At 28.7% G+C, this 21,633-nt stretch carries 30 protein-coding genes; 22 read left to right on the top strand and 8 right to left on the bottom strand.

Features of this window, described 5'->3' with window-relative positions; all coding sequences use genetic code 11:
* Position 1: 1 nt before the first annotated feature.
* Positions 2 to 1,168 carry a mandelate racemase/muconate lactonizing enzyme family protein gene (locus tag ACTTAR_RS02160; RefSeq protein ID WP_440697587.1) on the bottom strand — a complete coding sequence of 389 codons (1,167 nt, stop codon included), beginning with the start codon at positions 1,166 to 1,168 and terminating at the stop codon, positions 2 to 4.
* 128 nt (positions 1,169 to 1,296) lie between these two features.
* On the opposite strand from ACTTAR_RS02160, the gene ACTTAR_RS02155 reads away from it, so the two are divergent.
* Genes ACTTAR_RS02155 through ACTTAR_RS02140 form a run of 4 tightly spaced genes read left to right on the top strand, consistent with a single transcriptional unit; the run spans position 1,297 to position 4,557 of the window.
* Entirely contained in the window at positions 1,297 to 2,247 is a 951-nt protein-coding gene (locus ACTTAR_RS02155; protein WP_440697586.1) for a tripartite tricarboxylate transporter substrate binding protein, read from the top strand.
* A gap of 12 nt (positions 2,248 to 2,259) precedes the next feature.
* Positions 2,260 to 3,759, top strand: a complete 1,500-nt coding sequence (locus ACTTAR_RS02150; RefSeq protein ID WP_440697585.1) for a tripartite tricarboxylate transporter permease — start codon at positions 2,260 to 2,262, stop codon at positions 3,757 to 3,759.
* Positions 3,756 to 4,214, top strand: coding sequence for a tripartite tricarboxylate transporter TctB family protein (locus ACTTAR_RS02145; RefSeq protein WP_440697584.1), 459 nt, complete (start codon positions 3,756 to 3,758; stop codon positions 4,212 to 4,214). Before ACTTAR_RS02150 ends, ACTTAR_RS02145 begins: the two co-directional genes overlap by 4 nt.
* Positions 4,215 to 4,221: 7 nt before the next feature.
* Complete coding sequence (locus ACTTAR_RS02140) at positions 4,222 to 4,557, top strand: hypothetical protein (RefSeq protein ID WP_440697582.1); 336 nt, start codon at positions 4,222 to 4,224, stop codon at positions 4,555 to 4,557.
* A 2-nt stretch (positions 4,558 to 4,559) separates the two neighbouring features.
* On the opposite strand, the gene ACTTAR_RS02135 is transcribed toward ACTTAR_RS02140, so the two are convergent.
* The 5 genes from ACTTAR_RS02135 to ACTTAR_RS02115 form a co-directional block, all read right to left on the bottom strand.
* Positions 4,560 to 6,020, bottom strand: a complete 1,461-nt coding sequence (locus ACTTAR_RS02135; protein ID WP_440697581.1) for a DEAD/DEAH box helicase — start codon at positions 6,018 to 6,020, stop codon at positions 4,560 to 4,562.
* Positions 6,021 to 6,104: 84 nt separating this feature from the next.
* Positions 6,105 to 6,590: a YajQ family cyclic di-GMP-binding protein gene (locus ACTTAR_RS02130; RefSeq protein ID WP_440697580.1), complete on the bottom strand. Its 486-nt coding sequence runs from the start codon at positions 6,588 to 6,590 to the stop codon at positions 6,105 to 6,107.
* 29 nt (positions 6,591 to 6,619) lie between these two features.
* Complete coding sequence (locus ACTTAR_RS02125; protein ID WP_440697579.1) at positions 6,620 to 7,174, bottom strand: hypothetical protein; 555 nt, start codon at positions 7,172 to 7,174, stop codon at positions 6,620 to 6,622.
* Positions 7,174 to 7,434 (bottom strand): hypothetical protein, encoded by a 261-nt coding sequence (locus tag ACTTAR_RS02120; RefSeq protein WP_440697578.1) that lies wholly within the window; start codon positions 7,432 to 7,434, stop codon positions 7,174 to 7,176. Before ACTTAR_RS02120 ends, ACTTAR_RS02125 begins: the two co-directional genes overlap by 1 nt.
* Positions 7,435 to 7,437: 3 nt before the next feature.
* Positions 7,438 to 7,752 carry a hypothetical protein gene (locus ACTTAR_RS02115; RefSeq protein WP_440697577.1) on the bottom strand — a complete coding sequence of 105 codons (315 nt, stop codon included), beginning with the start codon at positions 7,750 to 7,752 and terminating at the stop codon, positions 7,438 to 7,440.
* 96 nt (positions 7,753 to 7,848) lie between these two features.
* On the opposite strand from ACTTAR_RS02115, the gene ACTTAR_RS02110 reads away from it, so the two are divergent.
* The 10 genes from ACTTAR_RS02110 to ACTTAR_RS02065 all read left to right on the top strand — a co-directional run bounded on the left by ACTTAR_RS02110 (position 7,849) and on the right by ACTTAR_RS02065 (position 16,044).
* Positions 7,849 to 8,301 (top strand): arsenate reductase/protein-tyrosine-phosphatase family protein, encoded by a 453-nt coding sequence (locus ACTTAR_RS02110; RefSeq protein ID WP_440697576.1) that lies wholly within the window; start codon positions 7,849 to 7,851, stop codon positions 8,299 to 8,301.
* Positions 8,302 to 8,306: 5 nt separating this feature from the next.
* Positions 8,307 to 8,468, top strand: coding sequence for a hypothetical protein (locus ACTTAR_RS02105; RefSeq protein ID WP_440697575.1), 162 nt, complete (start codon positions 8,307 to 8,309; stop codon positions 8,466 to 8,468).
* A gap of 74 nt (positions 8,469 to 8,542) precedes the next feature.
* The gene (locus tag ACTTAR_RS02100; RefSeq protein WP_440697574.1) at positions 8,543 to 9,562 is read left to right on the top strand and encodes a D-2-hydroxyacid dehydrogenase; all 1,020 of its coding nucleotides are present in this window, start codon (positions 8,543 to 8,545) and stop codon (positions 9,560 to 9,562) included.
* Between the two features lie 20 nt (positions 9,563 to 9,582).
* The gene (locus ACTTAR_RS02095) at positions 9,583 to 10,032 is read left to right on the top strand and encodes a YtoQ family protein (RefSeq protein ID WP_440697573.1); all 450 of its coding nucleotides are present in this window, start codon (positions 9,583 to 9,585) and stop codon (positions 10,030 to 10,032) included.
* 52 nt (positions 10,033 to 10,084) lie between these two features.
* Positions 10,085 to 10,726, top strand: a complete 642-nt coding sequence (locus ACTTAR_RS02090; protein WP_440697572.1) for an aspartyl/asparaginyl beta-hydroxylase domain-containing protein — start codon at positions 10,085 to 10,087, stop codon at positions 10,724 to 10,726.
* 289 nt (positions 10,727 to 11,015) lie between these two features.
* Complete coding sequence (locus ACTTAR_RS02085; RefSeq protein ID WP_440697571.1) at positions 11,016 to 11,858, top strand: HalD/BesD family halogenase; 843 nt, start codon at positions 11,016 to 11,018, stop codon at positions 11,856 to 11,858.
* A 1-nt stretch (position 11,859) separates the two neighbouring features.
* Positions 11,860 to 12,756: an NAD(P)-dependent oxidoreductase gene (locus ACTTAR_RS02080; RefSeq protein ID WP_440697570.1), complete on the top strand. Its 897-nt coding sequence runs from the start codon at positions 11,860 to 11,862 to the stop codon at positions 12,754 to 12,756.
* The gene (locus tag ACTTAR_RS02075) at positions 12,753 to 13,484 is read left to right on the top strand and encodes a class II aldolase/adducin family protein (RefSeq protein ID WP_428080323.1); all 732 of its coding nucleotides are present in this window, start codon (positions 12,753 to 12,755) and stop codon (positions 13,482 to 13,484) included. Before ACTTAR_RS02080 ends, ACTTAR_RS02075 begins: the two co-directional genes overlap by 4 nt.
* Entirely contained in the window at positions 13,484 to 14,698 is a 1,215-nt protein-coding gene (locus ACTTAR_RS02070) for a Coenzyme F420 hydrogenase/dehydrogenase, beta subunit C-terminal domain (RefSeq protein ID WP_440697569.1), read from the top strand. The genes ACTTAR_RS02075 and ACTTAR_RS02070 overlap by 1 nt, the downstream gene beginning before the upstream one ends.
* Positions 14,698 to 16,044 carry an NAD(P)/FAD-dependent oxidoreductase gene (locus ACTTAR_RS02065; protein ID WP_440697568.1) on the top strand — a complete coding sequence of 449 codons (1,347 nt, stop codon included), beginning with the start codon at positions 14,698 to 14,700 and terminating at the stop codon, positions 16,042 to 16,044. The genes ACTTAR_RS02070 and ACTTAR_RS02065 overlap by 1 nt, the downstream gene beginning before the upstream one ends.
* A 119-nt stretch (positions 16,045 to 16,163) precedes the next feature.
* On the opposite strand, the gene ACTTAR_RS02060 is transcribed toward ACTTAR_RS02065, so the two are convergent.
* Positions 16,164 to 16,892 (bottom strand): PD-(D/E)XK nuclease family protein, encoded by a 729-nt coding sequence (locus ACTTAR_RS02060; protein WP_440697567.1) that lies wholly within the window; start codon positions 16,890 to 16,892, stop codon positions 16,164 to 16,166.
* 126 nt (positions 16,893 to 17,018) lie between these two features.
* On the opposite strand from ACTTAR_RS02060, the gene ACTTAR_RS02055 reads away from it, so the two are divergent.
* The 8 genes from ACTTAR_RS02055 (at position 17,019) to ACTTAR_RS02020 (ending at position 19,969) form a co-directional block, all read left to right on the top strand.
* On the top strand, positions 17,019 to 17,282 hold the full coding sequence (locus tag ACTTAR_RS02055; RefSeq protein WP_440697566.1) for a hypothetical protein: 264 nt from the start codon (positions 17,019 to 17,021) through the stop codon (positions 17,280 to 17,282).
* A complete protein-coding gene (locus tag ACTTAR_RS02050; RefSeq protein ID WP_440697565.1) occupies positions 17,269 to 17,439 on the top strand; it encodes a hypothetical protein in 171 nt (56 codons plus the stop codon). The genes ACTTAR_RS02055 and ACTTAR_RS02050 overlap by 14 nt, the downstream gene beginning before the upstream one ends.
* A 53-nt stretch (positions 17,440 to 17,492) precedes the next feature.
* Positions 17,493 to 17,963, top strand: coding sequence for a hypothetical protein (locus ACTTAR_RS02045; RefSeq protein ID WP_440697563.1), 471 nt, complete (start codon positions 17,493 to 17,495; stop codon positions 17,961 to 17,963).
* A complete protein-coding gene (locus ACTTAR_RS02040; RefSeq protein ID WP_440697562.1) occupies positions 17,960 to 18,133 on the top strand; it encodes a hypothetical protein in 174 nt (57 codons plus the stop codon). The genes ACTTAR_RS02045 and ACTTAR_RS02040 overlap by 4 nt, the downstream gene beginning before the upstream one ends.
* Positions 18,126 to 18,293: a hypothetical protein gene (locus tag ACTTAR_RS02035; RefSeq protein WP_440697561.1), complete on the top strand. Its 168-nt coding sequence runs from the start codon at positions 18,126 to 18,128 to the stop codon at positions 18,291 to 18,293. Before ACTTAR_RS02040 ends, ACTTAR_RS02035 begins: the two co-directional genes overlap by 8 nt.
* 127 nt (positions 18,294 to 18,420) lie before the next feature.
* Complete coding sequence (locus ACTTAR_RS02030; protein ID WP_440697560.1) at positions 18,421 to 18,711, top strand: hypothetical protein; 291 nt, start codon at positions 18,421 to 18,423, stop codon at positions 18,709 to 18,711.
* Positions 18,704 to 18,895: a hypothetical protein gene (locus tag ACTTAR_RS02025; protein WP_440697559.1), complete on the top strand. Its 192-nt coding sequence runs from the start codon at positions 18,704 to 18,706 to the stop codon at positions 18,893 to 18,895. Before ACTTAR_RS02030 ends, ACTTAR_RS02025 begins: the two co-directional genes overlap by 8 nt.
* Positions 18,896 to 19,429: 534 nt before the next feature.
* Positions 19,430 to 19,969: a hypothetical protein gene (locus ACTTAR_RS02020; RefSeq protein WP_440697558.1), complete on the top strand. Its 540-nt coding sequence runs from the start codon at positions 19,430 to 19,432 to the stop codon at positions 19,967 to 19,969.
* 24 nt (positions 19,970 to 19,993) lie between these two features.
* On the opposite strand, the gene ACTTAR_RS02015 is transcribed toward ACTTAR_RS02020, so the two are convergent.
* On the bottom strand, positions 19,994 to 21,601 hold the full coding sequence (locus ACTTAR_RS02015; RefSeq protein WP_440697557.1) for an ATP-dependent DNA helicase: 1,608 nt from the start codon (positions 21,599 to 21,601) through the stop codon (positions 19,994 to 19,996).
* Between the last annotated feature and the right edge of the window lie 32 nt (positions 21,602 to 21,633).

Here is a 21,633-nt window from a genome sequence, read left to right as displayed (position 1 = left end):
TTTAATTAAATAATTTTTTAAATAGATCTTTTAATTTTGCTTTATTTTCGTATCCCATTCCAATGAATTTAGGAAAGGTAACATAGCTATTTTCAACTAATGAATCATCTGGAAATCCTCCAAAAGGTTGAAATAAACTTGGGTAAATTTCATTTCCACCAAGATTTAAACCTGCAGCAATATTGCAAGAAATTTGATGACCTCCATGAGGTACTACTCTTGTAGAGCTCCAATTATTTTCTTTCATCATTTTGAGAGTTCTTAAATATTCAACAAGACCGTAACTTAAAGAGCAATCGAACTGCAACCAATCAATATCTTTTCTCATCCCACCATATCGAATTAAATTTCTAGCATCTTGCATAGAAAATAAATTTTCTCCTGTTGCAATTCCATTTTTATAAGTTTCTGACAATTTGGAATTAAGCTCATAATCTAATGGGTCACCTGCTTCTTCATACCATTTCAAATTATAATCCTCTATTGCTTTTCCATATTCAATTGCAGTTTTAAGATCAAATCTTCCATTTGCATCAACACATAAATTTTTCCCATCACCAACAATTTTTAATACACTTTCAATTCTATTTAGATCATCTTTTAATGACGCTCCTCCAATTTTCATTTTAACAGTTGAATATCCTAAATCTAAATAGCTTTTCATTTCATCTTGAAGCATCTGAATATCTTTTCCAGGATAATAATAACCACCAGCAGCATAGACAAAAATTTTATTAGTAAAGTTTCCATCACCATACTTTTTTGCTAAATGTTCATACAATGGAAGTCTCTCAATTTTCGAAACCACATCCCATACAGCCATATCAATAGTGCCAACCGCTGTACTTCTTTCACCATGACCTCCAGGTTTTTCATTTTGCATTAAAACTTTCCAAATTTTTTCAGGACTAAAATTGGTACCCTCGTCATTTAATAATTCTTTTTCTTCAGCCTCTTTAAGTCTTGGAATAAATCTTTTCGTTAATAATTCACTTACAGCATATCTTCCATTTGAGTGAAATCCGTAACCAACAACATTTTCTCCATCAATTTTTACGTCTGTTTTGATAGCTACAACACTACAGTCCATTTTGGCAAAACTGATATATGCATTTTTGATTTCTGAGCTAATGGGTACTATTTTCTCTTGGATATCTATTATTTTCATTTTTATTTCATCAATTTATAAACATTTCTCAGTTTCTTATAAGTCAAATTTTAACGGCATTGACAATTGCTTAGTATAAATTAGTTTGGGTTTTCTTAAATTTAAAAAAAATCAACATAAGGAAATAAATGAAATTAAATACATTTTTTAATAAGTTCCTTGCTGCAATATCATTACTAGCTGTAACGTTTACTAGTGCTAATGCAGGAGTAACTAATATAATTCCATTTGGACCTGGCGGTGAATCTGATGTGACTGCTAGAATGCAACAACCATATTATAAAGATATTTATAATGATGATATTGTTGTTCAATACAAACCAGGTGGTGGTGGATCAGTAGGATGGTCTTCACTTAATTCTGAAAAAGGTGATGGTAGTGTTATAATGGGAGTAAACCTTCCTCATATTATTATGCAACCAATCGCAAAAGGGGATAAAGCTGGATACAAAACAGAGGATATTAATGTATTCTCTTTTTTCCATTATACTCCAGATGCAATCTTAGTAGAAGCATCTAGCCCTTATAATAGTCTTGCAGAATTAATTGACTTTGCAAAAAAAAATCCAGGAAAACTAACGTTTAGTGGATCTGGAACTTATTCTGCAAACCACTTATTAACAATTTCTTTAAACCAAAAAGCAAATATCAAAACAACTTATGTTCCTTTCAAAGGTACAGGAGCTGCAGTGCAAGCACTACTTGGTAAACAAGTTGTAGCTGAAGCAGGTTACTCAACTGTTGCTGCTAAACAAGGATCTAAAGTTAGAATGTTAGCTGTTGCATCAGAAAGCAGACTTCCTGCATATCCAGATGTTCCTACATTTAAAGAGTTAGGTTTTGATATCGTTTCAGGTGCTTATAGAGGTTACGCGTTACCTAAGTCAGCTTCTGCAGCAACTGTTAAAGAATGGTCTGATAGAATTATGAAAATTAATTCAGATCCTAAATTCAAAAAACAGATGGAAGATGGTGCTTTCGTAGTTGTTAACATTGGTCATGATCAAATTGATGATTTTATGAAACAACAACAAGCAGCTAATGAAGCGATAGCTAAAGAACTTGGTTTAATAAAATAATTAAGTTTTTAGATGGCAAGTCTTTTTGCAGATTTTTTGTCATCACTAAGCCTAATTAATTTAGGTTTAGCATTTTCAGGTGTTCTGGCGGGGATCATTATTGGTGCCTTGCCAGGACTTTCGGCAACTATGGCGGTTGCCATTCTTGTTCCTTTCACATTTGCATTAGAACCTTCATCAGGACTTATTGTTCTTGGTGCAATTTATACAGGAGCAATTTTTGGAGGATCATGGTCAGCAATTTTAATTAATACACCTGGTACACCTTCAGCTGTTGCAACTACATTCGATGGATATCCATTAGCAAAAAAAGGTGATGGAGATCTTGCAATGTCTATTAGTTGCATGTCTTCATTTGTAGGAGGAATAATTGGTGTGATATGTCTTGCTCTTTTTGCCCCTCCACTTGCAAGTGTTTCGTTAATGTTTGGTCCAACAGAATATTTTTGGTTAGCTTTATTAGGATTAACGCTGATTTCTACATTATCAGAAGGAGACAATATCAAATCATTAATAGGCGCCTGTATTGGTTTGTTAATGTCAATGATAGGTGTTGCTGTCGTTGGTGGCGATGTCAGAATGACTTGGAATATAAGTTTTTTAAATAGTGGAATAGAGATTGTCAGTGCAATGATTGGTCTTTTTTGTATTCCTGTGATCTTAGATCTTACTAGCATGAAGGGTAAACATTTAGGTGAAAACGAAACTCCTAAAAGTCTTAGATTAAAAGAGTCTTTTTTAATTATGTTTGCAAAAAAATTTGAGGCAATTAGAGGTGCATTAATTGGTACATTTGTTGGAATTTTGCCTGGAGCAGGTGGAAGTATTGCAAGTATAGTTTCTTATGGAGAGGCTAAAAGAACATCAAAAAATAAAGAAAATTTTGGTAAGGGCGAACCAGAAGGATTGATTGCCTCTGAAACAGCGAACAATGCAACAGTTGGAGGAGGTTTTGTTCCAACTTTATGTCTTGGAATACCGGGAACTCCTCCTGATGCAGTAATTTTAGGAGCATTATTAGTTCAGGGAATTAGAACTGGTGATACTCTGTTCACTCAACAATCTTCAATTGTTTATACTTTTATTTTTGGATTGTTATTAGCAACAATAATGATGTTACCATTAGGATTATTGATGGGTCGATATGCTTATAAATCTATATTAAAAGTTCCAAAACAAGTTTTAATTCCAATAATTATTTTTCTAACAATTATTGGCAGTTATTCTATTCAAAACAATATTTTAAATGTTTATTTTATGTTTTTCTTTGGTTTAATTGGCTGGGTTTTAAACAGATCAGGCTTTAGAGCTTCGCCAATTGTTTTAGGTTTGGTGTTAGGTCAAATTGCAGAACAGGGTTTTGTTCAAGCGTATATCATAGGAAGTGCTCAAGGCAGTGTTGTAGCAAACTATTTTGCAAGACCAATATCTTTTGTTTTAGTTTTATTAATTATTATGAGTTTATTTTTCCCAGCTATAAAAAAAATTTACAAAAAGAGATTTAGCAAATGATTAAAGATCTTACTTCTTTTATATCTGGAATTTGTTTAATTATTTTATCAGTTGTTTTGTTTCATGAGGCAAACCAGTTAAGTCCTTTTGCTTCTGTTTTTCCTTATGCAATAACTTCTGTACTATTATTGTTATCAGTACTTTTAATTTTCAGATCTTTTAAAATTGAAATTAAAGTTGAAAAGGAGAATGTGGATACTGTTAAAATTTTCTTACTAATTATTGTTTTTTTTGCATGGATTTATTTTTTAGAGAGAACAGGCTTTGTATTTACAAGCTTAATTGCTTTTAATTTATTAATATTAGTAAATTCAGGTTTAAGCGTAGGTATTAAAAAAATAGCTTTATTTATGATTTTTGGAAGCATTTTTGTTCTTTTATTATATTTTGGATTTAAAAATTTATTGTTAGTTCCGTTACCAGAAGGTTTGTGGTTAAGAGATTTACAAAATTAATATATTAATGTTTTTTTTTATTAAAATAATAATTGCTGCAATAATAATTTCTTTTGCTAGTTGGTTATCTGGACAATACCCAAAATTATCTGGGTTTATCATTGCTCTACCAATTGCATCCTTGATTGCAATTATATTTTCTTATTATGAGCATCAAGATGTTGAAAAAACAGTAACATTTACTAAAAGTATTTTGATTGCAGTTCCAGTTAGCTATTTATTTTTTCTTCCATTCTTTTTTGCAAAACCATTAGGAATGAATTTTTGGTTAATTTATTTAATAGGAATATCTTTGCTTGTAGTAGGATATTTTTTACACAAATATTTAATTAATTTATTTTAATTTTATTTACGTTTGTGCTTTTTGAATGAAAAATTTTTTGGTCTCTTACGATTTTTAAATTTATTTTTTTTCTTAAAAGATTTCTGTTTAAAGCTTTCATTTTCTATTGGATTTTCTTTTTTTTTACTAAAATATTTCGGATTATTTGTATAACCAGCTGTTGTTTCTTTGTTCTTAAATTTAGATCTTTTATGATCTTTGTTAAAAGATTTCTTTTTATCTTTAAATTTTGATCTTTGGTTATTTTCTTTTTTGTTAAATCTTTTATTTTTCTTAAATTTAGAATTTGTTTCATCTCTAAATTTTTTCTTTTTATTTAATGATTTTTTATCTTTTTTATTTTTTTTAGATCTATTTTTTTCAATTTCTTGAAAAGTTTTAAAATTTGGATCTATTAATTTTTGTATAGATCTCCACATATTTCGATCACTATTCGTTAAAAAAGTTAAAGCTGAACCTTCTTTTCCAGCTCTACCAGTTCTACCTATTCGGTGAATATAATCTTCTGGAACTTGTGGAAGATCGTAATTGATTACATGTTTTATAACTGGAATATCTAATCCTCTTGCTGCAACATCTGTTGCAATTAAAATCCTACTATTACCATTTCTAAATCCTCTAATAACTCTATCTCTTTTGCTTTGTCTGAGATTTCCATGAATAGCATCAGCCTTATGACCGTCATATTTTAATCTTTTTACAATTTTATCAGCACCATGTTTAGTTTTAACAAAAACTAAAATAGATCCACTTCTTTCAACTAATTGGTTAATCAACTCATGATATTTTTTATCAGCTGTGATTTGAAAAGTTTCTTGTTTAATTTTTTCAATTGGAGTTGATAATGATCCAACAGATACTCTTTCAGGATTATTTAGATATTTTTGTGAAATTTTTAAAATGTTTTCAGGTAAAGTTGCAGAAAATAATAATGTTTGATGATCTTTTGGAATAAATTTTAAAATTACCTCTATTTGTGGAGTAAATCCCATATCCAACATTCGATCTGTTTCATCTAGGACAAGATAATTCACTCTAGATAAGTTCAAGCTTTTTCGCTCGATATGGTCGTTAATTCTTCCAGGAGTTCCAACTATAATTCTTGCTCTTTTTTTTAATTGTCTAAGTTGTTTTTGCATACTCTCACCACCAATTAAAAGAGCATTACCAATACCTATTTCTCTAATATTAAGTTTTAAAACAGTTTCCATTACTTGTGTTGCAAGTTCCCTTGTTGGGCAAATTATTAAAGCCATTGCTTGCTTATCTTTTAAAAGCTTATTCAGCATTGGGATTGTGAATGCCAATGTTTTACCAGTACCTGTTTGAGCAGTTCCTAAAACATCTTTTCCTTCTAAACTAATTGGTATCGATTGACTTTGAATAGGGGTCGGAGTTTTAAATTCAGCTAATTCGATTGATTTTTTTAATTTATTTTCAATATTTAGATCAGAGAAGTTCATTATGTTGGGAAAGATATAAATTTTAAGTAATTGAGTGTCTGCTTATATCTTTTTGTACCAAATACAATAAATAGTTTGAGTGTATTAATCTCTAAAGTTCACAAAGTCTATTGGAAGCCCAATATCAATAGCTTTAATAGCTGCGATAGCTTCTTGAAGATCATCTCTTTTTTTACCATCCACTCTTAATTCATCACCTTGTATTTTAACCTGAATTTTAAGTTTTAGTTTTTTAATGTCAGCAATAACTTTTTTAGCATTTTCTTGGCTAATACCTTCTTTAAGTTCACTTAGTTGCCTAATTGCTCCACCCGAAGCACCCTCTGAGCTTTTAACTTCTAAAACCCTTGGATCTACTTTTCTTCTAACCAAATGGGTTTGTAATAATTCATTGACTTGCTTTAATTTTAACTCATCAGGAGCATTGGTAGTAACTGATTTATCTTTTCGTTCTATAGTGATGTGAAGCCCTTTAAAGTCATATCGATTGCTAATTTCTCTTAAGCAATTTGCTAAAGCATTATCAAATTCTTGATAATTGATTTTACTAATTACATCAAATGAAGGCATATCAAATACTATATCACTTTAATTAAATTTTATTTAATAGATAGTAAGAATATTCTTTTAATCACCAAATAACTACTAACAATTAAGATTACCCCTAAAATATCACCAACAAAATAACCAAAAAACTCATCACAAAACCTTACAAGATCTTTTTCAAATATTGTTAAATATCTATAAAAATTTGTAAAAAAACCATTAATAAATGCACTGAGTAAAGTTAAAAAAATTAAATACTTTAAATTAAATTTATTCTCAATTTCTTTAAAAGTTTTTTCTAAAACTAAAGCACTTAATGGAACACAAATTGCTGCAATAGTTATAGAAAGTAATTGATGAAAAGAGTTTATAAAATCTGTTCCTAGAGAGGCAACAAAATGAGCTATTAGAAGTCCTGGAATAGACCAAAAACCATAAATTAAAAAAAATAAAATTCTAAGACCGTGTGGCATATAAACAGAATAAGCATAAGCATTTAATTCTTCGGAAAAAAAATTACCTGAGTAAACAAGCAATTGAAAATGATGCAAAATTAAATATGAAAAAAATGTAATAAAAACAATTGATAAAAATTTTTTTAAGATCATTAAAAAATTTTAAGTTTTTCTAATTTGTCAAATCGATTAAAAATTTCTTTTTTTTCTAATTTAAATTTTTTTGCAGTTTTAATTTTTAATAAATCTAAATCTTTTCTAAAGATCATCTTGTTTTGTTTGATTTTATTAAATTTAGAAATTGTTTTAATTATTTCATAGTCAATTTTATCTAATTTCTTAAATTGATTGAAGAATTTGTTATCTATTTCATCTAAAAAATCTAACAAGTTTTCTATATTTTTTTTTGACATAATCTATTCAAAGTATTGATTTAATTTATTTTTAGCTTGTTCAGAAATTAAAATTATTTTTTTTCTTTTATCTTTATTATCAATTTTTCTTTCTAAAATTTTAATTTTTTCTAAATTTTGAATGATTCCAATTTTTTTAGATCTAGAGGCTTTAATATTGTTATTTTCTAGAAATTTATCCGCGTACATAGTTTTCTTTTCAATGTTATATTTTAATAACAAAACTACAATCTCTAAAGTAACTTTATCCTTAACAACTTCTTGGATAATTGGATCTTTACTTTTAAAAATATCAATTACTTTTAATTTTAAAGACATTAAATATTATTAACTAAATCATCTAAAAAATTAATATTAAAATTTAATAGTAATAAATACGATTTAAAAATTAAGATTTTTTATAATATTTCATTTATGAAACAAAAAATACTTATTTTAAGTCGTAATAACAAGTACAGAGGACCTGTAGCAGAACAAATTTTAGATAGCACTTTAATAAAAAACAAATTTAAAATTATTTCTGCAGGTATTGATGTTTCAATTAATGATATTCTTGATCCAAAATGCATAGATTTTTTAAAATATCACAGATACAAAAATAATTTTTCTCACACGCCACAAAAAGCAACATCAATGATGTTGAAAACATCTGATACTATTTTTTGTTTTGATCAAGATCTTGTCGATAAGTTAAAAAAACAATATTCAGATATTAAAAATAAAATTAAAATTTTTAATTCTCCAGAGCCAGAGTCTAGCATTCTATTATCTCATAACACTTCTGATGAAAATTTTAATTTAGTGATGAAAAATATATTATTTTTTTCATTAATATGGTCTGATTTTTTAAATTTAAAGAGTGAATAAACAATATGAACGTTTTTAAATGTAAAGAATGTAAAAAAGTTGTAACTAATTTTGAAAAAGAATGCTCTTATTGTGGTGCTAAAAAAAATCAATTCCCTTTAGTCTTATTATCAGCATTAGTAATAATTTTTTTGATCTATGTAATTGATAATTATTTAAGTTACTAAATCATTAATTACCTTTATAAAATTAATATAAAAATCAGTTTTTGTGTTTGTAAAATTGATAGTTTATTAAAAATATGAAAAAAATTAAAATACACATCAGAAATAATCACTGGAAAGAGGGATTTTTACCTTGTGATGCTGAAGGTGAGAAAAATAATACAATCACTAAAGAAGAAATTGAAAAGGGTTTTGATCAATATCCTGAGTTAAGGGATAAAGTCGAATATTTAATTGATTGGGATGATGATAATTTTGTCTCTTCGATGCAATCAGCTGACATTTTACTCGGCTGGCAGTTTCCAACAAAAGATTTAAAACAAATTGCACCTAATCTTAAATGGATCCATGTGATTTCTGCTGGTGTTAATCATTTATCTCCTTTTGATTGGATGACAGAAGATTTAGTTTTAACAAACAGTAGTGGGGTACATGCCAAAAAAGCAGGGGAGTTTGGTTTGATGAGTATATTAATGCTCCAAAATCATATGACTAGAATTGTAACCAACCAAAAAAATAAAGAATTTGCATCTTTACTTGGAAAACCAATAGAGGACAGGAAAGTAGTTGTTGTTGGAACTGGTTCTTTAGGCGGTTCAATGATTAAACATATCAGTAAACTTGGAGCAGACGTTATTGGTGTTAATAGAAAAGGAAAAAATGTTGGGGGATGCTCTAAAGTTATTAAATTTAATAAAATTGATGAAGTGTTACCAGATGCTGATTTTTTATATTTAGCAGTTCCAGAAACGGATGAGACCAAAGGATTAATTAATAAATCAAGATTAGATAAATTAAAATCTACGTGTGGGATTGTTAATATTGGAAGGCAATCTGTTTTAGATTACGAAGCTTTAAGAATTAAACTTCAAAATAATGAAATTGCTGGAGCAATTTTAGATGTATTTTCACAAGAACCAATTCCAAAAACATCAAACCTTTGGGACACTCCAAATTTAATTATCACTCCTCATATTTCATCTGATAGTGAGGGGAATTATATTGAGATGGTTCTTAAAATTTTCTTTAGAAATTTAAAATTATTCACAGAAAATAAAGAATTAATTAACCAAATAGATAGAAATTTGGGATACTAGTTACTATATATAAAGAACATATGTTGAAAGTATATTTAGCAGGAGAAATTCACACAAATTGGCGTGATGAAATTATTGATGAATGTAAAAAACAAAATTTAGACATTCAATTTTCATCTCCTGTAACAGATCATGCCTCTTCAGATGATTGTGGAGTTGAAATTTTAGGTCCTGAAGAAAAAAATTTTTGGAAAGATCGAAAAGGAGCTAATATCAATTCAATTAGAACCAAAAAATCGATTAAGGATTGTGATGTCATCATTGTTAAATTTGGTGAAAAATACAAACAATGGAATGCAGCTTTTGATGCGGGATATGCAGCTGCTTTAAATAAATCAATAATTATTATTCATAATGAAGAGCATCAACATGCTTTAAAAGAAGTAGATGCAGCTGCAGCTGCTGTTGCTTCAGACCAAAAACAAGCAGTTAGAATACTAAAATATGTTTTAGAGGGTACCTTAAAATAAATTTTTACAGTTTTAATTAAGATGTTTTAATGGTAAATCGAAATTAAATTAAGTGTTCCAAAATAACCATATAATTACATTAAAGAATATCAAATTTGATATTGAAAAGCTCAAACAAGCTTACAGAGAAATTGTACAGATAAAAAAATTTGATAATGCTGGAGGAGTGGTTACAAATATTTGCAGTATTTCTCTAAACAGAATTGAAGGTGACAATCAAAGCACAGAAGGTAAATATTCCTGGGGCAGATATTGGACGAGACCTGATAGTAATGGTAAAGAAGTTGAAAGAGCAGACTTTATTGATGAAAATAAATTTAATGAGTTTATTCCAGAGTTCAGTAATACTTATTTTAAATATGTTTATGATGAAATTTCAAATATTTATAAACTTGGAAGAACTAGAGTTTTAAAAAAAGAACCAAGATCAACATTGAGTTGGCATAAAGATCCAGAACCAAGATTGCATATTCCAATTATAACCAACTATGGATGCAGAATGGTTATTGAGGATCGAGCATATCATATGCCAGCGGATGGCAGTGTTTATTTAACTAATACTACTAAATACCATAATTTTTTTAATGGTGGGGAAGAAGATAGAATTCATATTGTTGCAACTTTACCAAACACAAATGTCTTTAATGACAGTGAATTTAAAATTGAGAATAAAGATCAAGCAATAACGGTTTAATTTTTATCAGTATTCACCCTAGGTAGTATTTAAATTGTCAAATCCCAATTATTTTATAAGTGAAATTTGTTTACCTGGGATTAAAAATATAATACCGTTTGTTTATGAATCTTAATCTTTTTACTCACTGTCATAGACTGGCTAGAGTTGGCTTGAGTTCAAAGTTATCATCTAATCTATTTAATTTATTACTTCAAAAAGTAGACTGTAAAAATCATATAAATTCTTCAACGCCCACGAAATTGTAATCACTTCTTTTTTAAAAATTAATTTTAATTAAAGGAGAATTATGGAAATAAAAAACATTGTTAACTTAAAAGATTACCCAATTGATCAGACAGGATCAAAAGAGTATCAAGATTTAATTACTAAAAATAGAGAGCTACTTGATAAAGATGGATGCTGTGTACTTCCAAACTTTGTACTTAGCGAGTCTTTGAAACGAATGAAGGAAGAAGTCGAAAGAAATCTTCCCAAAACTCATTGGACCAAAGATCATCATAATCCTTACTTTTCAAAAGATGATGAAAATTTATCAAAAGATCATCCAAAGAGAGTATTTTCATTTAGAGAAAGCGGTTACATCAATTCAGATGATTTAGAAGAACAATCTGATTTAAATAAAATTTACGAGTCTGAGGAAATGTTAAAATTTGTTTCAGATAGTTTAGGGGTTTTCCCTCTTTATCGATGGTCAGATCCTTTGGGTAAAAATCCATATAGTATCATGTATAAAGATCATTACTTTCCTTGGCACTTTGATGGCAATGAATTTACTTTAAGTATTTTAGTTCAAAAAGCTGAAAAGGGTGGATTGTTTGAATACTCACCAGATTTAAGAAGCACTGAAAATGAAAACTTTGATGAGGTTACTAAAGTTCTTCGTGGTTCAAGAGATAAAGTTAAATCATTAGACCTTCAACCAGGGGATCTTCAAATATTTAAAGGAAGATTTTCTATGCATAGAGTAACAAAAATAGAGGGAAATACTTCTCGTTACATTGCATTACCAACTTATGTAAAAGATAGCTACAGAGTAAATAAACCTGAACACTCTAAACAAGTTTACGGTAAAGCACTTCCAATTCATTATGAGCGAAATAATGTTGAAGTAGACGGGTTAATGGATTGATATGAAAATAGGTTTTATTGGTTTAGGAAATATGGGGATGCCAATGGCATTAAACTTACATAAATCTAAAAGAATAGATTTATTAGGTTACGATGTAAGTGCTAAATCTTTAAAACAATTTAAATCTAAAAAAGCAAAAGCAACAAGCTCATTAGATGAATTAATCAAGTTTTCTGATGTAATTATCACTTGTGTTCCTGGACCAAAACAAATTAAAGCATTATCAATTGGAAAAGGTAAAATTATTGATCAATTAGGTAATAATAAAATTTGGATTGATTGTTCTACCAATTCTTTAACGTGCTTTAATCTTTTAAAACAAAAGTTAAGTAAAAAAATAAACCAATTCGTTGATGCAACGATATCAGGTGGAAATTTAAAGGCTCAATCAGGCGATTTATCAATATTTATTGGAGGTAATAAAAAGACAGTTAATAAGCTTAAGTTTGTCTTTAATATATTAGGTAAAAACATTTATTATCTGAATAAACCAGGTGCTGGTTATGCTGCTAAAATTGCACAAGTTAGCCTTTGTTATTTAAACTATTTATCTCTCTCAGAGTCTCTGATGCTTGGGGTAAAATCAGGGATTAAACCAAAAACAATGTTAGAGATTATCGATAAAAGTGCAAGTGGTGGTTATACTTCAACAAGATACGGCCCTAACATGATTAATGGAGATTATGATCCATCTTTCTTTTTAGGTTTATCCATGAAAGATTTAAATCTTGCTAATGAAATTATTAAATTACAAAAATTAAAACTACCAATAATGAATTTAACTTCAAAAATTTATAACAAAGCAATTAAGAAATACGGACCAAATTCTAATCACTTAAAAGTGATTAAACTTTTAGAACAAAATAATAAATTAACTTTTTCAAAGGAGGGACGATGAAAAACAATATAAGTGACGCAGATTGGAAAGTAAGAGTAGATCTTGCTGCCATGTTTAGATTAACAAATATGATGGGTTGGGATGATACGGTTTGGAACCATATCACTGCAAGAGCTCCAGGAACGGATCATACATTTTTTATGCATGAGATGGGTTTGTTGTATGAAGAAGTAAAAGCATCAAACTTAATTAAAGTAGATGAGCATGGTAAAGTTTTAGAGGGACCTGAAAAAGCAAATACGGCAGGTTTTATTATTCATAGTGCTATTCATCTAAATCATCCTGATGCAAAATTTGTCTTTCATGCACATCCTCCATCAGCTTTAGCTGCAACGGCATTGAAAGATGGTATTCCTCATTTAGTTCAAGATAGCTCAATGCTTTATGGAAAAGTTGGTTACCATGAGTGGGAAGGACTATCGATTAACAAAGATGAGCGAGTTAGAATTGCTGAAAACATGGGAGATAATAAGGTTTTGATTATGAAAAACCACGGTCTTCTTACTGTTGGTGCAACAGCTGGGGAAGCATTTATGAATATGTATTATGCAATTAGAATGTGTGAAGTTGCAGTACAAGCAACAGGTTCAGGACTTCCTCTTGAAAGAGCAACGGAGGAGATGTGGAAATTATCTCAAAAACAATATGATTTATTTTCACCAGGTTTAAATGAGTGGCCAGCATTACTTAGAAGATGTGATGCAAAAGACCCATCTTATAAAGAGTAATGACAAAAATTAATTCTTTAGATGATATTGTAAAAAATGGCCTTTGTATTGGCTGCGGACTTTGTAAAAGTATTGCAGGTAATTCTCTAGAAATGGAGATGAGTGACAAAGGTAATTTAGAGCCTAAAGAATTAACACCAATATCAAATGAAACTTTAGAGGAAATTAAAAAAGTTTGTCCTGGAGTTATTGCTGAAGGACCTGAAGATCATAAAGAAAATGAAGGAGCTAATAAAGATTTGGTTTGGGGAAATTATTTTGATTTATATTATTCTTGGTCTGCTGATCCAAAGATCAGATTTCAAAGTTCCACAGGTGGTTTGTTAAATGGTTTGTCTTTATATTTATTAGAACAAAAGAAAGTTGATTTTATAATGCATACAGCAGGGGACAAAGATAACCCGATGCGAAACATTGTAAAATACAGTTATAATAAAGAGGATTTAATTAACTGTGAAAGTAGATCAAGATACGGCCCATCCTCACCCTTAAGTGAATTTCATAAAGCTTTAGATAAAAAACAAACCTTTGCTTTTGTTGGAAAACCTTGTGATGCAGGAGCTATTAGATTGCTTGCTAAGTCAGATGAAAGAGTTGATCAGTATTGTAAATATATATTCACCCTTGTTTGTGGGGGTTTTCAAGAACTAACAAAATCACAAGAGTTTATTGATAGCTTTAATGTTAAAGAACAAGAGTTAGAAGAATTTAGATATAGAGGATTTGGGAACCCTGGAAGAATGTATATCAAAACAAAAGATCAAAGAGAGTTTGATAAAGATTATAATTCTTTTTGGGGCGATGAAAGCAATTGGAAAGTTCCCTTTAGATGCAAAATTTGTCCCGATGCAATAGGAGAAAGTTCTGATATTGCTGCACTTGATACTTGGAGAGGAGGTTCACCTAAAGGAGAAGATGAGGGCTTTAATGCTGCAGTGATGCGAACTAAAAAAGGAATTAAAGTTTTTAATGAAGCTGTTGAAAGTGGATACCTTGTTAAAGGAGATAAAGTAACCATTGAAGACATTAAAGACTTTCAACCTCATCAAACGAGTAAAAAACAAGCAGTGTTTGCAAGACATCTTGGAATGAAAAATAAAAATGTACCAACAATCATAACTAAAAACCTTAGAATAGAAGAGTTATATAATTTAAATGATGATGAATTTAACAAAGAACAAGAACAAGGGGTTAGTGAAAGATTAGGGAAGTAATGAGTAATGTCTATCATTCAGATATTTATCAGTTTAATAAACCTGTTCCTAGTTACTGGGAAGCAACTTCAAGTGAGAATTTAAATTTAGATAAACTTCAAAAAGATATTAGTTCTGAAATAGTAGTTATAGGTGGTGGTTATACCGGTTTACTTTGTGCAATTAACTTAATTGAAAATTATAACTTAGATGTAGTTTTGGTTGAGGCTGGAAAAGTAGGTTGGGGTGCCTCTTCTCGAAATGCAGGATTTTGCTGTCTGCCCCCAAGCAAAATGTCTTATAAAAAAATGCAATCTGTTTATGGAACAGAAGAAACCAAGAAGTTTTTTAAAAACTCTGTTGAGGGAGCTAATTACACTAAAGAATTAATTGATAATTATAATATTGATTGTGATGTAACGGGTGAAAATAACTTTGTAGTAGCTCATCACAGAAACAAATTTGATCAAATCAAAGAACAAGCTGAAGTATATAAGTCTGAATTTGGAATAGAGACTAAAGTTTATTCAAAAGAAGAATTTGATAAAATAGGTCATGATGGAACTGAGCAATTTGGAGCTTTTTCATATAAACCTGGATTTGCAATAAATCCTTTAAAATTTGTAAATGGACTTGCAAAGTATGCTTTATCTAAAAAATTAAAAATCTACGAGCACACAAAAGTTGAAAAAATTGAAAAAGAAAATGGTTCTTATCATTTAAGAACTAATGAAGGATCAATAAAGACAAAAAAAATAGTTGTTGCAACCAATGGATTTTATCAAGAGGGATTAATTCCTGAAATGGATGGAAGAGTATTACCTGTTATTTCAAATATTATAGTAACAAGACCACTTACCAATGAAGAGCTTAGTTTACATAACTTTAATACTTATGCTCCAATAGCTAATTCTAAAAACCTTTTATATTATTATAGAAAGTTACCTGATAATCGAATTTTATTTGGTACTAGAGGAGACTTTGAAGGAAGCAATCAATCAAATCAAAACAGAGCAAATGATATGGAACAATTTTTAAAAAATATTTTTCCTAAATGGAGCAATGTTACAATTGATTATAATTGGAGAGGTTTAATTGCTTTGTCTCAAAAGCTTACGCCTTCAATTGGTAAAATAGATAATGAAGAAATTTATTATGGATTTGGTTATAGTGGTGTAGGGGTTAGTGCAGCTCCTTGGGCTGGAAAACAACTATCTAAATTAGTTTTTTCATCGAATAGTAAAGATTTAGATATCTCGTTAATTTATAAAGGTTTACCTAAGAAATTTATTTTCCCACAATTAAGAGTATTTTATTTTAAATTAGCAGTGTGGTTTTATAGAATTAAGGATAAGTTTAATATTTAATGATTGAGTTTATAGATATATTTTTTAATCAATACCTAAGGATATTTGTAGGAATTGTCCTTGTAGGTCTTATTCTGTTTTCTTTATATTATAAATTTAAAAAATAATATTTTTTGATTTTAACTAGATCGTAATTTTTCACCTAAATTTCTTTTCTCGTTATACCATCTGCAATTATCACAATCTTGCCCTGACTTAGGATATTTATCAGAGTCTAAACATGCTTTTAAATCAACAAGTATGTCCTCTATATAATCTGTTTTAAGTTTGTAAGATAACAAAGTGGTTTTGAAATTTACTTTTTTATCAAAAGTTGTCTGACTTTGATCTGCAGCATTACAGATTAACCAGTAGCCTGTATCATGGACCTTGAAATCATTAAGTTGCAATAAATAAGCATAAAAATCCAACTGTCTTAAATATCCTTTATGATAATGTTTTGAGGATGTTGTGTAATCTTCTAGGTTTTTGTTAGATGTTGCTTTGTAATCTAATACAACGATTTCATCTGTATCTTTGTTAAGCCACAAATCATCTAAAGCACCATAAATCTCAATACCAGTTTTTTTAGAAATTGCTCTCACACCACTAAAGTTATGTCTATACTTACGTAATGTTTCCTCATCTAAGCCATTATAAGGAACAAAATTTAATTTATATTCCTCAAATATAGGATGTGGTTTTCCTTCTGCTCTCAGCTTATCGAATTCTTCTTTTAGCAGTGCATCTACCCTTGAATTAATTGGAAATCCAGGTGTACTAGGTGGTTTAATTTTATGTTTTTCCAAAAGATAGAAGCAAAGAGGGCACTTAATAAAACTATCCCATTTAGATCTACTAATTTTCATAATTCTTTAATTTTATATCTAATACTAATTTACTTTTATTCTTCATTATAATAAAATCAAATTGTCCGTGATTTAGAAATAACTCTACTTGCTTCGGACATTAAACATTAACGCTAAAGGAGAAAAATGAAAAACAATCCTAACAATAAAAACATTCTCAAAAGAATGTATGAAACAATAATGAAAGAAGGTGGCCCTACTGGTCCAATTTCCAAATCATTAGTAGATCTTTATGAAAAGACACCTACAATTCAAAATAAAAAACAATTGTTATTCTTGAGAAAAGTGGGTGACAAAAACACATCACGAGATGAGATACTTCAAAATCTAATCAGAGTCTTAAAAGAAAATGGTTGGAGAATAAAAGGGGGATCTAATGGCGACAGTTAAAGAGGTCTATGAACTACTTAAAAAAAAGCAAGCAGCAGGTGAAAAGATAGGAATGTTTGCAGAATCTTTAATTGAGGCTGTGGAAAATGAAAAAGAGACTTCAACTACTAAAGAAGTGCATGCTTCATTTATTAAAAAAAAATCTGAGGATAAGTAGTTAACTTATTTTGAAATGCCCAATCCTATTTGATAGGGTTGGGTATAAATAAAATGCTACAAAGTAACGAAAAATCACAGAATTTAAGCGAAAAATTAAAAAATTTAGAAAACAAAATATTAGAAACTCAAGATAAGAAGAGAAAACTTAGAGAAAAAGTTGAAAAAAGAGAAAAAGAAATTCACTCAAAAGTAATTGAAATATGGAATAAAGAAGCTTTAAATGACAAAGCTTTTCACAAAGATTTAGATAAAATCCTATCCACATTTAAGAAAATAGACACTGAAAACAAAAGGTATTTTTGGAGAACCTTTGAATTTGATATCTCTAAAAAAGAAACATTAAAAGATAGCTTTGCTTTCTTTGTTGATCACGAAAGAGTTGATTTTCAAATTAATCTAAATGGCCTGTATACAGATTTATCTGTTGCTGGAGAGAGCTTCAGAATTGAAGATATTCAAAGGGCTAAAGAGCTATATTTGAATACAATTATTGAGACATTTGCTGCTCAAAATTATTTATGACCATAATTGAGAAACATTTTGAAAAAAAATTAAGTGACAGAGAAATAGGTGAGTTTGTTGCTAATTTTATTGATTTAAAGGGTTATGCAAATATGGATGTCATATATGATAAAGAAAATGACCCACTTTATATTAAATTTAAAATTTATGAGGATCAGTTAGATGGTTGAAAACTGGCAAATAATATTAGCAATTATTATTGTAGGATTATCAATTGTGATGCCAATTTATTATTCACACCAAAAGAAGAAAAAAGCTCAGCAAGAAGAGCTAAATAAAATTAAAATTTATGGTGAAAGTATTAATGAACAAACAAGAAATAAACTTTAAAACTTAAATTATAAAATTATTACAATTTATTTATATTCTAAAACTTTAAATAAAATTTTTTTACATTTCACAAATAAAACAAGTTTGTAGCAAATTTTAAACATACACATTTGTTTTATTGGAAAAAATGAAAAATTCAGAAATTGTTGACATTTCAAATAAAATGTCTTCAGACATAAAATTTTCAACAGATACAGTTAGATTGTTAGCTCCAAAATTACTAAATTACGCAGAAAATAAGAGAGATTTTATTATATTGTTTGAATTATCTAAGTTTCAGGCAACAAGAAATCAGATTGTATCCATTATTAAAAAAGACCTCAACATTCATGAAAAATTGAAAGATCTAATCAAAAGAAAAACAAATAAATCAATTGTAAAAAAAATTAAAGATATAGAGGAAAGAATAAATGATTAATTACTTATTCTACTTATGTGTTGATATTTTGGTATGGATTGCAGAATTAACTGGCACCACATACGAGTTAGTAAATATTGTAATTTTTGTTATTGGTTATCCTTTATTTGTGATTTTATTACTCTTCATAATTTATTTTCAATACAAAAAAATTAAAAGAATAGAAAGTAAATTTGATTTATGAATTCTTAATTGTAATTTTAATTAAAAAGCTTTTCGGCTTTATAAATTTAATTTTAGAAATTTTTCTTTTAGGTTACCTGCCGCTTTGGTTTTGCAAAAAAATAAATCTTTTTAAAAACATAATTAAGTCAAAAATTAAACATCTAAGGATGGTTAATTAATTTAATGCATTGGATTTCAATCCTTTTCTATCGTATTCCGCTGTTTTTATTATCTCCCTTGTTGCGTAATTCGAACAAACAGAAAAGGATTGAGTCTATTACCAACTATAAACTTTTAACTTTAAAAAAATCAAACAACCTCAGGAGTTCTAATACATGGAAATAAACCGTGTCTGTAAGTATTGCCACGTGAATACATACATTGCATACGATAACTGTAGCCCCGTTTACAAACAATCATTTAAATTTGAAATAAAACCAGGAGAACATAACAGCTTAGTCTGGGATAAAATCATAAAAATATTTAGGAAACATGGATACAAAGTGGAGCTCAAATCATGAAGAGGGTTTTACTTATTATTTTATCCCACTTATTGCTGTTTTTTATTGTCTTTGCATATCAAGCCCAAGCGGAAGAAGAAGGATGGACGATTGACGAATTTAGTGATTTTGTAGTTACCGCTAAACATGGTGAAGTAATACACGGTGATAAACTCAGATTTTTTATTAAAAAGAATGATTGTTCGAGAATGGGTATTTTATTTTCTTTTTCAACATCAATAGAAAATCAAAACATTAATAAACTTCAGGATGCAAGAATTCCCATAGAAATTAATGGACGTAAAATTGATGGTGCTGCTGAGGTTATTTTAGTCCAACCTCTCTTTAGATCTATGAACCTTGTTATGATGCAGGCACCTGGACTTAAGCATATTGGAAGTATGATTAGCTCAATGATGGCTTGGTATGACAGTGAAAATTATTTTGGTATTGAATTAGTCAGTGGGCCTAATTTTAATCCTGATGATTATTTTGATATTTTAAGGAATAATTGGAAATTAGAAGGATTGCCTCAAAAAATTGCTGAAGCACAATCTATATGTCGGGGACCTGATGATATTAAGAATACTTAATAAAATTTATAAAGATGGATTAATTTATTGAAGTCTAAGCTCTATAGAATCTTGAAATTTATATATTCTTTCATCAAATCTAATATCACTTAATTTGATAGGCCGTATAAGATTTAATCCTTCTATGGATTTGACTCTACTTAAAGCAACGTAAGTCATTCCATGAGCAAATGAGCCAGAGTCAAAATCTATAACAGCCCTTTCAAATGTTTGACCTTGGCATTTGTGGATTGTTGCAGCCCACGCCAATCTAATAGGATATTGTTCAAATGTTCCAATTACTTTTGGTTCAAATTTTTTATCTTTAATTAAATAATCAAATTTTTCCCATGTAACTTTTTCTACTTGGCAAATTTTTTTACCAATTTTTACAAATATTTTATCTTTCTCTAATTTTTCTACAAAACCTATGGTTCCATTTACCCAACGTTCATTGATATCATTTTTAGTTAGCATTACTTGAGCACCAACTTTGAGTTTTAAATTTCTTTCAGACATCATGTCGCTGGTTTTAAAAGATCCTGTTACTTTACCATTATATGAAAACTCCTCAGAATTTATTTCATCAAGTTTTTTATGATTTATTTCATAAGTTCTTCTATTTGTTGGGGCCAATAGGATTAAACCCTTATGTCGATTTTGATTATTATCTTCATTTAATGTAATTATTCGAGAACATATTGCAGTAGGTTTTCTTTTAAATAATTGAGAAATTTCATAAATACACTTTTTATCGTTTAATAACTTAATTAAGTTTTTATCTTCTTCTTCAGTCCATTTTTTATATGCATTAACGAATTTTTTTTTAATTTCTTCCATTGTTTCACCAGTATTTTCCTCATCTTTTTCATTCCAATTCCTAAATGTTAATGGATGGTTAAACTTAATTTCTTTAATTCTTTCTTTAAAAGAAAGATTTTCTTTAGGCTCTCTTTTTTTTTGATCTATCACTCTCTGATTAAAAAAATCTAAAACTTCATTTGAAATTTGATTTCTTCTTATACTTTCAAGATTTTGAATAAAATCAGTGTCTTTTTGTCTAAAAATTTTTTGAAACTCAATTCTTTTTGGGTTTAATATTTTGAACCACTTTGAATTAAAAAAAAAATTCCCTTCAGGATACATTTTTTCTAAAATTTCTTTTTGAGTATCTTTTGCTATAGGAGCTAACTGGAATACATCTCCAACAAATAACATTTGTACACCACCATATGGCAAATCATTTTCTCTATTAATTTTAAGAGTTTTATCAATTGCATCCATTAGATTTGGGTTTACCATTGATACCTCATCAATAATTAGAGTATTTAAAGATTTTATAAAATTTTGATTTCTCAATAGCTTACAATCACTTCCTTTTAACAATCTATGTGGAAAACCAAAAAAAGAATGAATTGTTCTGCCTCTACATTTAATTGATACTATTCCTGTAAAAGCTAGTATCATTACATTTTTTTTTGTATTTATTCTAAAATATTCAACGAAGGTAGATTTTCCTGTACCAGCTTTTCCAGTTAGAAAATAAGATTGATTTGTATTTTCTAAATTGTTTCTTAGTTCTTTAAATTGCTTAGATTCATAAAAGTTTTTTGGTAATTCTGTTCCTAAATCAAACTGAGTAACATTATTCATCCTAGATCAAATTTTAACAGTATCTTAAAATT

The organism is Candidatus Pelagibacter sp. HIMB1709, assembly GCF_052047635.1.
Classification (GTDB): domain Bacteria; phylum Pseudomonadota; class Alphaproteobacteria; order Pelagibacterales; family Pelagibacteraceae; genus Pelagibacter.
Note: the sequence above shows the minus strand (reverse complement) of the source record. Positions and strands in the feature narration are given on the sequence as shown.

What these genes read in the sequence shown, in the direction of transcription:
- ACTTAR_RS02160 (WP_440697587.1), bottom strand. Translation starts at nt 1,168, where the DNA reads ATGAAAATAATAGATATCCAAGAGAAAATAGTACCCATTAGCTCAGAA.
- ACTTAR_RS02155 (WP_440697586.1), top strand. Translation starts at nt 1,297, where the DNA reads ATGAAATTAAATACATTTTTTAATAAGTTCCTTGCTGCAATATCATTA.
- ACTTAR_RS02150 (WP_440697585.1), top strand. Translation starts at nt 2,260, where the DNA reads ATGGCAAGTCTTTTTGCAGATTTTTTGTCATCACTAAGCCTAATTAAT.
- ACTTAR_RS02145 (WP_440697584.1), top strand. Translation starts at nt 3,756, where the DNA reads ATGATTAAAGATCTTACTTCTTTTATATCTGGAATTTGTTTAATTATT.
- ACTTAR_RS02140 (WP_440697582.1), top strand. Translation starts at nt 4,222, where the DNA reads ATGTTTTTTTTTATTAAAATAATAATTGCTGCAATAATAATTTCTTTT.
- ACTTAR_RS02135 (WP_440697581.1), bottom strand. Translation starts at nt 6,020, where the DNA reads ATGAACTTCTCTGATCTAAATATTGAAAATAAATTAAAAAAATCAATC.
- ACTTAR_RS02130 (WP_440697580.1), bottom strand. Translation starts at nt 6,590, where the DNA reads ATGCCTTCATTTGATGTAATTAGTAAAATCAATTATCAAGAATTTGAT.
- ACTTAR_RS02125 (WP_440697579.1), bottom strand. Translation starts at nt 7,174, where the DNA reads ATGATCTTAAAAAAATTTTTATCAATTGTTTTTATTACATTTTTTTCA.
- ACTTAR_RS02120 (WP_440697578.1), bottom strand. Translation starts at nt 7,434, where the DNA reads ATGTCAAAAAAAAATATAGAAAACTTGTTAGATTTTTTAGATGAAATA.
- ACTTAR_RS02115 (WP_440697577.1), bottom strand. Translation starts at nt 7,752, where the DNA reads ATGTCTTTAAAATTAAAAGTAATTGATATTTTTAAAAGTAAAGATCCA.
- ACTTAR_RS02110 (WP_440697576.1), top strand. Translation starts at nt 7,849, where the DNA reads ATGAAACAAAAAATACTTATTTTAAGTCGTAATAACAAGTACAGAGGA.
- ACTTAR_RS02105 (WP_440697575.1), top strand. Translation starts at nt 8,307, where the DNA reads ATGAACGTTTTTAAATGTAAAGAATGTAAAAAAGTTGTAACTAATTTT.
- ACTTAR_RS02100 (WP_440697574.1), top strand. Translation starts at nt 8,543, where the DNA reads ATGAAAAAAATTAAAATACACATCAGAAATAATCACTGGAAAGAGGGA.
- ACTTAR_RS02095 (WP_440697573.1), top strand. Translation starts at nt 9,583, where the DNA reads ATGTTGAAAGTATATTTAGCAGGAGAAATTCACACAAATTGGCGTGAT.
- ACTTAR_RS02085 (WP_440697571.1), top strand. Translation starts at nt 11,016, where the DNA reads ATGGAAATAAAAAACATTGTTAACTTAAAAGATTACCCAATTGATCAG.
- ACTTAR_RS02080 (WP_440697570.1), top strand. Translation starts at nt 11,860, where the DNA reads ATGAAAATAGGTTTTATTGGTTTAGGAAATATGGGGATGCCAATGGCA.
- ACTTAR_RS02075 (WP_428080323.1), top strand. Translation starts at nt 12,753, where the DNA reads ATGAAAAACAATATAAGTGACGCAGATTGGAAAGTAAGAGTAGATCTT.
- ACTTAR_RS02070 (WP_440697569.1), top strand. Translation starts at nt 13,484, where the DNA reads ATGACAAAAATTAATTCTTTAGATGATATTGTAAAAAATGGCCTTTGT.
- ACTTAR_RS02065 (WP_440697568.1), top strand. Translation starts at nt 14,698, where the DNA reads ATGAGTAATGTCTATCATTCAGATATTTATCAGTTTAATAAACCTGTT.
- ACTTAR_RS02060 (WP_440697567.1), bottom strand. Translation starts at nt 16,892, where the DNA reads ATGAAAATTAGTAGATCTAAATGGGATAGTTTTATTAAGTGCCCTCTT.
- ACTTAR_RS02055 (WP_440697566.1), top strand. Translation starts at nt 17,019, where the DNA reads ATGAAAAACAATCCTAACAATAAAAACATTCTCAAAAGAATGTATGAA.
- ACTTAR_RS02050 (WP_440697565.1), top strand. Translation starts at nt 17,269, where the DNA reads ATGGCGACAGTTAAAGAGGTCTATGAACTACTTAAAAAAAAGCAAGCA.
- ACTTAR_RS02045 (WP_440697563.1), top strand. Translation starts at nt 17,493, where the DNA reads ATGCTACAAAGTAACGAAAAATCACAGAATTTAAGCGAAAAATTAAAA.
- ACTTAR_RS02040 (WP_440697562.1), top strand. Translation starts at nt 17,960, where the DNA reads ATGACCATAATTGAGAAACATTTTGAAAAAAAATTAAGTGACAGAGAA.
- ACTTAR_RS02035 (WP_440697561.1), top strand. Translation starts at nt 18,126, where the DNA reads ATGGTTGAAAACTGGCAAATAATATTAGCAATTATTATTGTAGGATTA.
- ACTTAR_RS02030 (WP_440697560.1), top strand. Translation starts at nt 18,421, where the DNA reads ATGAAAAATTCAGAAATTGTTGACATTTCAAATAAAATGTCTTCAGAC.
- ACTTAR_RS02025 (WP_440697559.1), top strand. Translation starts at nt 18,704, where the DNA reads ATGATTAATTACTTATTCTACTTATGTGTTGATATTTTGGTATGGATT.
- ACTTAR_RS02015 (WP_440697557.1), bottom strand. Translation starts at nt 21,601, where the DNA reads ATGAATAATGTTACTCAGTTTGATTTAGGAACAGAATTACCAAAAAAC.